General features: G+C 55.5%; 6 protein-coding genes. All 6 read left to right on the top strand.

What is annotated here, in order from left to right; translation table 11 throughout:
* The first annotated feature begins 920 nt into the window (after window positions 1–920).
* The 6 genes from PMI40_RS02290 to PMI40_RS02265 all read left to right on the top strand — a co-directional run bounded on the left by PMI40_RS02290 (window position 921) and on the right by PMI40_RS02265 (window position 13,448).
* Entirely contained in the window at window positions 921–2,084 is a 1,164-nt protein-coding gene (locus tag PMI40_RS02290) for a dsDNA nuclease domain-containing protein (protein ID WP_008111689.1), read from the top strand.
* A complete protein-coding gene (locus PMI40_RS02285; RefSeq protein WP_040501556.1) occupies window positions 2,081–2,560 on the top strand; it encodes a hypothetical protein in 480 nt (159 codons plus the stop codon). Before PMI40_RS02290 ends, PMI40_RS02285 begins: the two co-directional genes overlap by 4 nt.
* The gene (locus tag PMI40_RS02280) at window positions 2,557–4,338 is read left to right on the top strand and encodes an ATP-binding protein (protein ID WP_008111687.1); all 1,782 of its coding nucleotides are present in this window, start codon (window positions 2,557–2,559) and stop codon (window positions 4,336–4,338) included. Before PMI40_RS02285 ends, PMI40_RS02280 begins: the two co-directional genes overlap by 4 nt.
* A gap of 235 nt (window positions 4,339–4,573) precedes the next feature.
* Entirely contained in the window at window positions 4,574–6,433 is a 1,860-nt protein-coding gene (locus tag PMI40_RS02275; RefSeq protein WP_157221428.1) for an N-6 DNA methylase, read from the top strand.
* 54 nt (window positions 6,434–6,487) lie between these two features.
* Window positions 6,488–9,301, top strand: a complete 2,814-nt coding sequence (locus tag PMI40_RS02270; RefSeq protein WP_008111683.1) for a hypothetical protein — start codon at window positions 6,488–6,490, stop codon at window positions 9,299–9,301.
* The gene (locus PMI40_RS02265) at window positions 9,294–13,448 is read left to right on the top strand and encodes a DEAD/DEAH box helicase family protein (RefSeq protein ID WP_008111680.1); all 4,155 of its coding nucleotides are present in this window, start codon (window positions 9,294–9,296) and stop codon (window positions 13,446–13,448) included. The genes PMI40_RS02270 and PMI40_RS02265 overlap by 8 nt, the downstream gene beginning before the upstream one ends.
* Window position 13,449 lies beyond the last annotated feature (1 nt).

Genomic DNA, 13,449 nt, shown 5'->3' with positions numbered 1-13,449 from the left:
TGAGAAATGGGGGGATTACCGAATCACCTTTGTCGGTTAGAAATTTATTTCAGCAATGCAAGATGCAAAAAACGGAGGCCGGAAATGGAGAAAGCCCGCCAGAGGCGGGCTTTCGCTTACGTTTTGCCTGAAACTCGACAGCCGACTAGAACCGTTTTCGGGGATGAGGACTGTCAGGCGATTGAAATAAATCTTATCACACCGCGTTTAGGACTGCTATCGGGTTAATAGCAGACTTCTGATGCATCGCTCTGTCCAGGTCGCCGCTGCACCGTCCAGTTCGTTTCGGTTTGAGTGTCCAATTCAAATCGAACTGGGTGTCCACTAGCCTCCGAAATATGCAGGAGTAGACATGGAGCCCAATATTTGGAGATGTCCAGGCCGCCCCTACACTGTCCAGCTATTTCAAATCCGAGCGTCCATTTCAAACCGAACCAAGTGTCCAGAGGCGACCGAAATATGCAGTGAAAGAGATGGTGAATTCTTCGTACCTTCTTCCTATGCTCGCCTGCGATACAGAACGGCTCAACGCCGGCCATGCCCATAGTCTAGTACTAGGCATTCCTGGTTCGTATTTAGTTCATAAAACCGCTGTATTGGGGGCTGACACGTCTTCGTTTCGCGCCATTGCTTCGAGTACACGCCCAGATGCTGATCTAGATCGAGCTGCTCAGCTGTGTAGCGGGCAGCCTAATACGTAAGGCCGGATACGAGACTAACGTGATTGCTGTATATTTATACAGTACAATGTGTCTACATCCTTGGTCTGTAAGTTGGCCGGACGGGTGTTTTATTGCCAACTCACTGCGGTTGAATCGCTCAGGAGGTTCACAAGGGGCACCGGCGCATTGGCTAGTTGCCAATGATTTATTTTTAAATGTGCTACATTCCCATTCAACGATAAAAGCGATGGGTGGGAAATGGCGACCATAGAAGCCGTCGCCCCAGGGGAAGATGTTGGTCGCGATACCATTTCGCGGTACGACATGCAGTTTCAAGCTGCGGCCTTCGCTGCACTTGAAATACTTGAGGGCAAAGGGGTTGATTGTGTCTATTGCGACTACCACGATGATTTTGTGGTCCGCAGAAATGAAGACGGACGAGTCTCTTATCACTTCTTCCAAGTTAAAACGAAGGAGAAGGAGAATCATCAATATGGCCTCAATGAGATTTTTGGTCTTACGACCCAGGCCGTAAAGGCAACTCCTGATCGCCTTGAAAAGGTCAAATCCAGTTTCGCTGGAAAGTTACTTCTGCACGGGATTGTTTTCAGTGAAAACTGTGGAGAGGTCACGTTGCTTTCCAACGTCCACTTTGAAGATGCTGTCGTCACAGCTGTTGACGAGCTCCGAGTAAAGACGCCGAAATCAAAAGCAGCCAAATTTTTATCCACACACTTCAGTGCAATCTTTGAGCTGAAAGATGCTGATGACGTAGATCACGAGGAAGTGCTTGCAAAGCTGTCGTTACTGCCTGCGGTGCGTCATATCGGACGCGATCGTAGCGCGTTTACCGATGCTGCACGATCTGCGGTCTGGAAGTACAGCGAAATCGATCTGACGTATCACGAGATCAAGGAAGTCGCCGAAGGTCTAGTCGATCTGGTGGGGCGAAAGGCTCGGACCAGGATCGCAAATGTTCGCCCCGAAGAGCTTGTCGATTTGGTTGGCGTGCAGTTGGACGATCTTCTTGGCGCCTTGAGTATCTCTCGAACAGTCTATGACGCTCTATGTGCTGGAGAGGATGAGCGAGCGCTTAAACACGCGTCAGTTATTCAGCGCTGCTACCGGAAAATGGGAGCAGAAGAAGGCATGATCGATTATGCCGCTCAGCAAAAAGTGAATTGGGATATATGGCTGCGTAGTGCCCGCCACAATCATAAAGAGTTTGACTTGAACATTTTGCTTCATCGAATTGATACGTTGTTCGCTGAGTGGCAAAGACGTGGAGCGGACTTTCCTCTGATGCAGGAGCTAATTCAGAGTTGTGTCGAGGAGCCAGCCATAAAGCGCTTTAGTGGGCTAGACGAAGGACTCTTGTTTGGAGCCATGAACTCAGTACTTGTCCGAAAGCATTCGCGATGAACTTTGAAGAATTCTTTAAAAAAGCCGCAGAGCGGAAAATGCGTCTGCCACCGCCGCCGGCCCAATCGGAATATCGTTCTTCTCTAGATAACGAGGCTTTGTTCCAGCTGCCGCTCTTGGCTATGGCTATCCTCGCTTTATCTAAAGGGCGTGCTAAACCAGCGATGTCTGAACTGGGACAGTTGGTCGGCGAGTGTCTAGAGAGAACAGTTGTAGGGTTTAAAGGCTCGTCACAAGGCATCGGTTGGTCGGCTAATTTACGTATCCGGACAGTGAAGGCGCTGACCTTCTTGGAGCGTGCGGGCCTAGCCACCGTTGACGAGCAAACCAAGGCTGTGAGTGTGACGAATCAAGGTCGATCAATTGTTCAAATGGTGATCGATAGCGACACCCCGCTCAGCAATGCACTGATGGTGATTGAGCGCAGCTTTGAGAATATTCGTGCGGAGCGGAGGATCAGAGAGGAAGTAGCATGAGGCTCGTGTCTCTACAATTTATCCCTAGGGGTATCCATGGTTGGGAAAGTCCTGAACTAGAATTTGCACAGCGAACGACATCGCTTTTCGCTAAAAATGGCAGCGGCAAGACGCCGCTGATCCAGGCGATTGCATTCTGCTTAGGATTTGCTACAACGTTTCGTGAGGACATTCGAGAGCGCTGCTCTGCCATTGTTCTAAAAGTTGAACTGAACGGGAAGATACTAGAAGCTCAACGCGAGTTATCAGCAGGTGAATTCCATCTTACGACCCGTATTGATGGGGAGACCCGCGACTTCTTTGCCGAAGGCGAGTTCTCCAAATTGTTGTTCCAAAGTTTGGGAATGGCGGAGCCTTTACTGGTCGATAACAAACGGGGGGCAACGAAGCCGTACATATCGACCGTACTACCAATCTTCTACGTAAAGCAGGATGGCGGCTATCTTGACGCATATCGGGCTTCAGCAAATTTCATCCAAGACCAGTTTGTCGAGATGGTTCGTTTCGTCTTTGGCATGGCGCCAAAGCGTTCGTACAGTGCCTCAAAGGATCTACTAGAGGCGAAGCAGCAGCTAGAACTACTTCAGCGCCGAATCGTGGCTCAACAGCACGGGGTTGTGGATCTTGCTGCCCGAGTCGATGATTCTCCGGCTGCAACAGAAGCGATGGCAGCGCGATCCGACTTCCTTGCTCTTCAGTTGAATGATTTGAAGGCGTCGGCCGATTCGGCTGATGCTGCGAGTGATGCCTTGAAGGAACTGTTGAATGCTAAGGATGAAAAGCTTCGAGGGCTAAAGCGCCAGCGCTACGAATTGAGTACGCGGGTGACAGGTATTGATTCCATTCGCTCCGAAATTGACGGAGAACTCCAAACGTTGACGCTGAACGAACAGTCGCGTCGTGCATTCGAGATTTTCGGTGAGATTTGCAACAAACCTGATTGTGGTCTGTTCTTTGTTGACTCGGTCTCTTACGCAAAGAACCTTCTATACCTGCGTGACCAAATAAAAGATCTAGAAGCGAATGCGGTGCGTGCCGAGATCCAGTTGGAGGAATTAGATCGCCGCATTGACGAAGATGAGCAGGACCGGCAGTTAATTGTGACGAAGTTGGAGGCGCTTCCGCAAAATACAGCAACGGACAAGTTGATCGCAGCTGTTCAAGCGCTGACAAAGGAGTTGCTTGAGATTGAGCAGCAGCGTGCATCGGTCAACGTATTGGTCGAGTTGCGCCGCAAGTTTTATCAGTTGGAGCAAGAGCGCGAAAAGCTGCAGGACAGAATTGCATCACTGAGCAGTAACGTGAGAGGGGAACTTGAATTTTTGCAGTTGCGCGCAAAGATTCGCGAGTCTCTGGTGAAGTGGATGGATATCCTGCATACGTTGAATGTGTCGCATGAAATCGACATCGACGCTAATTTCCGCTTCAAATTTGGTACAGAACCACTGGACGTATTTACGGGAAGTACGCGGAGTCGCCTGGTGTTGGCGATTCATGCGGCTATGTTTGAGGCTTATCTGGAGGGGAAAGAGCGTCATTTCCGCTTCCTGATCCTTGATACGCCTAAACAGCACGAACTAGATGGCGCGGACCTTGCAAACTATCTCAAAGAATTGCAGCTTGTCTGCGACAAATATGGTGGGCAGATAATCATCTCGTCGACTGAATATCGCCACCCGATCGGCGCAAACGATAGAGAGTGGCTGCCAGAATATCCAGGAACCGAACAAGCTATGTATTTGGGGAAGCCAGGAACAAATAACGAAGAACTGGCTTAGTTTGGCGTGGTGTAAAAGGTCGCAAGGGTTTAATAATGGCGATTTGCATAGATCAAGCGTTGCGATCCTGTGCAGGAGGAGACGAGTCCCATTTATCGGACTCCCGTCATTCTGCCTTTCCGCCCCGCTGTTCCAGCTTGGCTGCAAGCAAAAACGTAAAATGCCTATTGCCTGATTTGCAATAAGCGTTTTTATCGATTATTTAGTCGGTCGACACCTCACTTGAAAATTTAGCGTGAAGTCTAATGTTGTGGACGATTTTCGATTCCCTTATGCACCTACCAGAAACCCGATTTCAGAAGGAAAGGGGGAGCGTGGGAATAAACAGTCAAAAGGAACATGTCATCAGATATCGAGCACGGCTCGACTGAAGCAACAATTCACAAGACATGTACGTTCCATTGGTTTGCTGGCAGCGAATTACCAGGAAGAATCGAAATATCTCTCAAAGAAGATTGGCACGATTGTCGTTCTCTGGAGTAAACGGCAAGCCCCTGCTTTGTCGTGTGCAGGTCTCGAATATCTGAGTTCCCTAGCCAAAACTCCGGAGGTGCAGCGATTCGTTGATTGGCTTTGCCAGCAAGACTTCCTTGAGGGCGCGTACTGGCTAAGTTCCGCTTACTCAATCTGGGCTGGCGTCGACTACCGCAAGCAGCTGGCAATGTTTTTTACGCCGCCGTCTCTCACCAAGCGCCTTCTGGACGACCTTGAGAACGCCGGCGCGTCCTTTGTCGCACATTCCTTTTTTGACCCCGCCTGTGGTGGTGCGGCATTCTTGGCACCTATTGCGCAGCGGATGAAGGCTGCGCTCAAGGCACTCGGTAAGACGCCGACCCAAATCATTCGCCATGTGGAAGACAAGCTGTTCGGCACAGATCTCGATCCGTTGCTTTGCCGCATGTCGTGCCAGTTTCTAAGCATCGTGCTGGCGGAAGAAATCGCCGCCATCCGCGCGACCCCCAACTTCCACGTGTCGACAGCCAACTCACTGGTGGAGACTGCTGATCTGCACGGCAAGCTAGATGTCATTGTGTGCAATCCACCGTACCGCAAGATGCCGGCCGACGAAGTCGCGCTTTACCGCGAACATTTTGTGGCGACTGGCGACCCGCAACCGAATTTGTACAGCCTGTTTTTGGAGCTTGGGCTTAAGTTGCTTCGCCCGACAGGCATGGCGGGATTCGTAACGCCGACGAGCTTTATGTCCGGTCGATATTTCTCCAAGCTGCGCACCTATCTGCTGGAAAACTCGCACATCGCCAACATTGGTATCGTTAGTGACCGCGCCGGCATCTTCATCGACGTCGAGCAAGAGACAGCACTGACCATCTTGAAGCGTCGCGTCAACTCGGGGGGCGTGCAGACTTCGGCAAACGTGTCAGTGGTTTCCAAGCAAGGCGACTTCAAATCAGTCGGCAGCTGCAACTTGCCGGGCGGCGGCTATACTTGGCCCATTCCGCGCGCAGAGGGCGACGCCGACCTTATCCGCATCATCAGCACAAGCAAGTACAGGCTGTCCGATTACGGGTTCCTGCCCCGCACCGGGTGTTTCGTCTGGAATCGGGACAAGCGTGCGACGTTTTATCACCCAAGCGAAGCCCGCGCCGCTGATGCTACGGCTGCCTACCCGCTCCTTTGGTCGAGCGATATCACGACCGACGGTGAAGTCCAGTTCGGGCACAGCAAGAAAGCCATGCAGGAGCCGAGCTATGTCGACGTAGGCAACAACTCGTCTCCTTCCATTCAGCGCCGGCCTTCCCTGGTGCTGCAGCGCGTAACCTCGAATGACCAGCCGCTTCGGCTGGTAGCTGGCGTGGTTCCGGCCTACATCCTGCAGCGGCATGGCGGTTTCGTGTGCGAAAACCATGTGCTGGCATTGGAATCATTAACCGAAGAACCTAGGGTACCTTTGGAACTATTGGTTAAGCTACTGGGCTCGTGGCCGGTAGACCGTTACTTTCGCAGTATCTCCGGCGCTAACAATGTATCGATTTTTGAATTGCAACAATTGCCCCTGCCAGGGCCTACGCGCCTGATGGCGCTGGTCAAGGAGGGCCTGCCGATAGATGAGGCGGTGCTCAAAGCCTACCGATAGCAAAGCAAGAGAAGTATCAAGGTGCCTCTACTCACACTTTGAACGGAAACCCGCATGCCACTGCCAGGAGTCACAAGTCAGAAGGACCGCAATGCCGCAATCAAGCGGCGGAAGGAGATGGCTGACCGCTTTCTTTCTGCACAGCGCAAGAAGCCCCAGCACGCGCAAAAGGAGGCTGGTCCCGCGCCGCAGAAAACGGTGATGCCGCCCGCCGTGGCTATAGCGCCCGCTCCGCAGTATGGCAACGCCGGCATCGTCTTGTACCGGGAGGGTGAGCAATTGCCCAGTTCGCCGTCGTCGGCTCTGGTACAGCTGGTCAACCTGTATCTGGCCGTGGCTCACGACCGTTCCCGTCGCATTGCGCTTATCTGGCCCACCGCGCCCAAGACGCTGCTGACCATTCATGCGCTGGCGACGCTAGAGCGCTGGAAGACCGGTGACAAGCTCGGGGTGCGAGGAGCTATTTATCCAGCTAAGTCCAACATTTTCTATCCGCTCAACCACCTGCATTACGACCGCAAGCAGGTGCTGGCGCTGGCCCGCGACCTCGTGCAGTTGGCAGGCGTCGCGACCGCACAGATTCCCATCGTCCGGAACTTGCCGGAAAAGGACCCATTCCTACTGTCGCTGGCCAGCATCCAGAGCGACCCACACGAGCCGTTCAACCCGACCGTCGCCGATTTGGTGCCGACGTATTTGGCGGCAGCTGGGTTCTCCAGCTGGGCTTCGTGCTCCGAGGGGCTGCTCCGGCACGTGACCACGCGCGTCAGGAAGCGCTCGCACAAGCAGTCACTGCGTAATAATTGCGACCACATCGGCGACCCGAAGAAAGCGCCCGATGCCATATTTGCTCTTGACGGCCGGATGTCCAAGGACGAACTGCGCAAAGCCTTGCAAAAGCTGGCAGCGTTCGGGCCTCCGGAGGTGGTAATGGTCAACGCAACGCGCGCAGTGCGTAAGAGCGGACACGGCTGGGACAAGCAAATCGCCCGCTTTTGCCTTGCGGTGGAAGAGATTTTTCCCAGGAACAATCGACCGGGCATACTCATTGTTACCGACGAGCCGCATGCAGCTTACAGTCTGCGGGATCAATTGCACCAAGTTAATGACAAGCTTAAGCAGGACGAGCGCCACTGGATGGGAAGGGAAGCGTACTGGATAACGGCAGTGTGCAACGGTACGCGGGACGACGCGCTGCTGGACCCGGGGCAGGAAGACGTTGAGATGCCGATGCCGCGTGAATTCGATGTCGAGGTGGTAGATGCTGACGCGAGCGCGGTCATTTCAAAGCTTTATCGTATCGCCAATATGCTGGGCCGCTCGGAAGCGCAACCGGTGCTGGATGCGGCCGGCTACCTGGCGCGGCTGGCGGCGTTGCCCTGCGGCTTGTCAACTCTGACGGAATGGCTGTCATTGCCAACCACCTCCGACCACTCCCGTCGCGTCCTGAGTTGGATGACCTACCATACGGCTCTGACTGTGTTTGCGCAGCAGGAGCGGTGTGGCGAGGAAAAAGGCAACATTCTGGAGTGCTTGAAGGCCGGCACGCGGCTGTTCGAAAACTACCAGGCGGCTACGCCCTTTGCCGAGCGACTGGCAAGCCTCGTTGGGCACTATGTCGTCACCAAGAAAAAGCAGGTAGTAATTGTCTTTACCAATGCTGTGTACCGACGTCTGGCCGAACGGTTTCTATCGGCGTATCGTGGCTTTCCAAACGGTGCGGCATACGATACCTTCGCCGAGCGCATCGAGTTTTTGCCGTCAAGCCAGCTCGCCGACCGACTGGAGCAGCTCGAGGGCCGCCAGCTTATCTTTGCCGGACTCGACGACGAGGGGCTGCGGTTGGTGATGATGGACAACCGCATCGCCAAGCATACAACCATTCTGCTCACCACTCGGACTGGCCAATACCTGAAGGGCACGCTCGAGCCGCTGGTCAAGCATTTCGAGGCATTCCGGCCCCTAAAACCACGCATGGAATCCGTGCTACGTAGTTTGAAAACGCTGACTTTTGATCGTACCATCCTGTCAATTGGGGATTACGTTATGCCGACGTTTGGCAGCGAGCAGTTGGCTGCCACGGATGAGGATGAGGAGAACGGCACCGACGACCAGGAAGCGTGCCGGATTTCGCTAGAGAGCGGAAAAATCCTGTACCGGCGGCCGAACCACCATGTCTTCCTATACGACCCGACCAGCGAATTTGCCACCGAGCGCGGCTTTCGCACTAGCCTCGTGTCGGACCTAAAAGAAGGCGACCGGCTGTTCTGCATGTCAGTGGAACTGCGCGAACTAGTCGAGGTGACGCTCAAGGCTGCCGGCGTGCCTATTGCCCACGACAAGACGTTCGAAGCCGACCTGCGGGACTATCATGCCGACGTGAAGCGTTGCCTAGTAGAGCACTTTCCGGCCCGCTCGCGCGCGGAACAGGTACGCATGTTGCGTACTCGCATGCTCGCAGACCTGGAGGCCAGCAATCCGCAGATTGCCAAGGAATTGCCCGGACTGTCGGCAGTCACGCATTGGGTCAACCTCGGCGCGGTGGGAGACAAACCGTTCGAAGAATTGCAGCCGCAGGCGCCGCAACGCCAGGAATACTTCGTAACCTTTGCACGGGCGCTGGGATTTAAGCCGGTGGAAATAAAGTACTTCTGGCAACACGTCATCACCCCCATCCGCAATGTACGGCGGCTCGACGGCCGGCATTTGTCGGAGCGATATACCCACATGCTGCTGCACCCCGAGTCCGCGATGCTTAATTCGAGCATTCCGCGCAAGACCATCAAGATGTTGTTCAGCAAGGCCAGAGATGGCGTCGTTGTAATTGAGAAGGTTGAATTGCACAAGGAAACGCTGAAAGATGAATAGTCCTGTTTTGCGAGCAAATCCAGCCAAGATATCGACCACTCTGAAGGAAGCAGTCGTCGACGCCTTGCTTAATATGACCCATGCGTACAGCAGCGGCGCCGGGGACTTTGGCAAGTACTTGTTCGGTGCGCGTCCGCGCACGCTGCTCACCTCAGGTTTCTTGCTCCCAATGCGCAATGAGGCCGGCGACGACGAAGTGACATCTCCAATTTGGATTTCGTCCCACGGCTTGCAGCTGCAGGTGGCCAATGGCGTGGGTGGCGACATTATCGTGCGCCCGAACTTGTCGGTCTACGTGCGCGTACTTCCGGAAGAAAACGACCTGAAGCGCCCGAACTGCAAACTCAGTTTTCGGTTACGCCGCGAAATCTTTCTCGCTGCTCGCGAAGCTATTCGGAACCGCCAGAACACGGAATGGGAAAAGATAAAAGGAAGTTATAAAGTACGCTACAAGCACCCGGAATGGGCGCGCATTCGCGAAGAAATCCGTACACAGGTCTACACCGAGCGCGGCTTGCCGCTGAACCTGTCGGAATTAAGTAGTGACGAGCCGGCTGATTCAGTCACCGACGACGATCGCAGCGTCGTAACGATGGCAGTTGACCCCAACGACAAGAACGCGCCAGTGGTGGGGCGCGACGAGGATTTCGAGCCTCTGTCGATTCCGCACAAGTGGCTGCGTCTGGATTTCCTGCTGCCCGAACTAAAATTCACGCCGGCGGCCAGGAGCGCCGCTATCGCACTGCAGGTTGACCAGGCCACGGCGCAGCTCAATGCCGCCATTGCCGAGCATCTGCGGGCGTGGGCAGACGGCCCGGAAGGGCGCATGTGGGGGTATCGGCACATGCCGGTTACGCGCAGCCAGTACCAGAACTGGAAAGCGTTTTTGGACCAAGTGCGCGCGTCCACCGAGCCGGTGATTCTCCCTGATATCGCGCTTAACTGGCATGTGCGGGTGACGAAGGACTGGCTCGACCGGGATAACTTGAACGTGTTCATTGCGTTGGAAAATCGCAGCAATGAGCCGCGCACGCATGCAGATGATTCTGACCAGGCCGTGTTCCAGGTCGAACTGGAGACGACAGTGCCGCCCCAGCTTCACCGCAGCCTGAAGCTCGAGCGCGTGGAGCCGTCTTATCGCTATAACGCCTACCTGCAATACCCGGCCATGGGCCACAACGGCGGCGTGCGCACCGTGACAAAGGACTTCGATAACCTAGTGCTGCGCACCACTTGGACGCCGCGCTACGTGCAGCCCCGCATCGTGCCGACATCAAGCGCAAACATCAACCGGCATGTACGCTCGCTCAGCCAGCCCGACGGCCTGAGCGGTCTGTTGCCCATTGTGTCGGAGTTCCAGAAATGGATTGACGAGCAGCCCAGCAAGATTGACCTGAGCGCTGGGCTGCACAAGAACGATGTGGCGGGGCTGGAGCGGGAAAAAGGTAAATTCGACAAGGATATGCAGAAGTGGCGCGACGAGCTCACCGCCATCAAGGCCGGCCTGGATATTCTGCAGGAATCGCGCGCCGCTTGGTCCGTGCGCGGCACACAGTCCGACCCGAAGGCCGTCGTTTACGAGGCCTGGCTGGCGATGAACGAGGCAATTGCCAACTTCATGCAGCGCCGTTTCAAGAATGACAATGGCGAGTGGCGCCTGTTCCAGCTGGCGTTCATCGTGGCCAACATTCCGGCATTGGCGTCCCGCATTCCGGAATTCCGCCACCACTACAATGCCGACCGTGATGATTCGGTGACGCTGCTGTACTTCGCCACCGGCGGCGGTAAGTCCGAGGCATTCTTCGGTCTGCTGGTGTTCAACCTGCTGCTCGACCGCCTGCGCGGCAAGTATGTGGGAGTCACCGCCATGATTCGCTATCCGCTGCGTCTGTTGACCATCCAGCAGGCCCAGCGCTGCTCGAAGGTGTTGGCGCAGGCCGAGCTGGTGCGCAAGAACTACGGCTACCACGGCGCCCCGCTGTCCATCGGCTTCTGGGTCGGTAGTGGCGGTTCACCCAACAATCACGCCACGAAGGGCATCACCAGCATTCCGGAAATCGACGTCGCGCACCCTTCGACCGCGGCCGAAAACAAGCTGCGTCAGACTGACCAGAAGTACGATGCCGCGTGTAAGGCCTGGAACAAGATTCCGGAATGCCCGTTCTGCGGCACCGCCACGGCCCTGCGCCGCTTCCCAGGCATGGGGGGCACGCTGGGGCATGTCTGTACCGACCTGCAGTGCGCCTCCAACGGTGGTGTGTTCCAGCCGTTGCCGTTCTACATCTGCGACGAGGACATCTACGATTTCGCACCGTCGGTGCTGTTGGGCACGGTGGACAAGCTGGCGCTCATCGGCCACTCCTCTGGCACCATCCGACGAATCTATGGCATGCTGGGCGCAGCACCTTGGCGTCGCAAGGACACCAAGCGCCTCGTCATCCCGTCGCAGAAGGAATTAGCAAAGACTCCAAACGAATGCGATTGCGAAGGCCTATGGCCGGCGTATCCCTCTGGTGTTAGGCTCTTCCACGACCCGTTCCCTAGCCTGCTCATTCAGGATGAGGCTCATCTGCTCGACGAGTCCCTGGGCACATTTGCCGGACTGTTTGAGTCGGCACTGGACGCGGTTTTCCAGTACCTGCATGATCCGCTCACCGCTATTGTCGCCAAGGACCTGGGGCACCATCGTCGCCGGGCCAAGGTCATCGCGGCGTCTGCGACCGTCAACGACCCAGAGCGCCAGCTGGAGCACCTGTACCAGCGCAAAATTCCGGCCTCCCAGTTTCCGCACCCGGGCCCAATGCTCTACGACTCGTTCTACGCTCAGCCGGAGGAGCCGAATTCTGTCGAAGTCGACCGCGTGGCTAACCCGGACCCCGAAGTGCGCTCGCCGCAAGCGCGTGTCTATTGCGGCTTCATGACCAACGGCAAGCCGCATACGGCTACCAGCGTGGCTATTCTGTCAAACTTCCACCTGTGCATCAGCACTCTGTTCGAAGGGCTGGTCAACGGGGATACGGTTATGCAGCAGCAGGTGGCGCAGGCCCTGCAGAACTGCATCAGTCCAGGGCCGCTGCAGCAGCTCCACCGACAGGCCTTAGCCATCGCCTCGGTCCGTGAAATTGCCACGCTCATCGACCTGCATCGCATCGCGCTCACTTATGTGACCAACAAGAAGGGCGGCGACCAGATTATGGCGGCGGAAATGGAGGAGTCGCGCAAGCGCCACCTGAACGCCGACGTGCCGCTGGAATCCCTTGATACCCGGCTCATTACAGGTTCGGTGGACCAGGGCGAAGTGCAGGCGGTGGTGGAAGCGGCACAAAAACGCGACAAACCTGACACGGAATTCACTCCCCTATCGAAGGTTTTGCGCTCTGTCATCGCCACCTCGGCCATCTCCCATGGCGTAGACGTGGAGGAATTCAACTCAATGTTCTTTGCCGGTATGCCTTCGGATATCGCCGAGTACATCCAGGCTTCCTCGCGCGTTGGTCGTACCCACATCGGCTTCGTGGTGCTAATCCCGACGCCGCAGCGCAGGCGTGACCGCTATATCGTAGAAGTATTCGACATCTTCCATCGCTTCCTGGAGCGTATGGTGCAGCCGGCGGCGATTGACCGCTGGGCAGAAAAAGCCGTCGAGCGGGTTTTTCCGAGCATGCTGCAGGCGTACCTGGTTGGTATTGTCCCCACCTGCGAAGTCATCAAATTGCCCGAGAACGAGAAGACGAAAACTTCGAATTACACGTGGGTGCCAGAGATTACGAAGGCGTACAACGTGCGCAAGGATGCGTTCATTGCCGACATCACCCGCTTTATTGAGCTAGCTATCGGCCTGCGCCAAGGTCACTTCCCGGAAGGTGAAGAGCACTACCGCCGGATGATTTTCGAGAAGACGCGTCATTTGCTAAACCAGTGGGCCAACAGCACCCTGTACGGCAGCGCCTACCTGCGTGACTACTTCAACGGACAGACAGACACACTGCAAAAGCCCATGACGTCGCTGCGGGACGTGGACCAAGGCGGCGAAATCCGGATGTCGCCCAAGGACGCGGATGGCAAGAAACAGACGGGAAGTCAGGTGTTTGCGGTAATGGACCTCGTTCGCAATGGGGTGGCTGAAAATGACGATGATGAGGCCTAAC

The sequence above is a fragment of the Herbaspirillum sp. YR522 genome (assembly GCF_000282575.1).
GTDB lineage: Bacteria > Pseudomonadota > Gammaproteobacteria > Burkholderiales > Burkholderiaceae_D > Herbaspirillum.
Note: the sequence above shows the minus strand (reverse complement) of the source record. Positions and strands in the feature narration are given on the sequence as shown.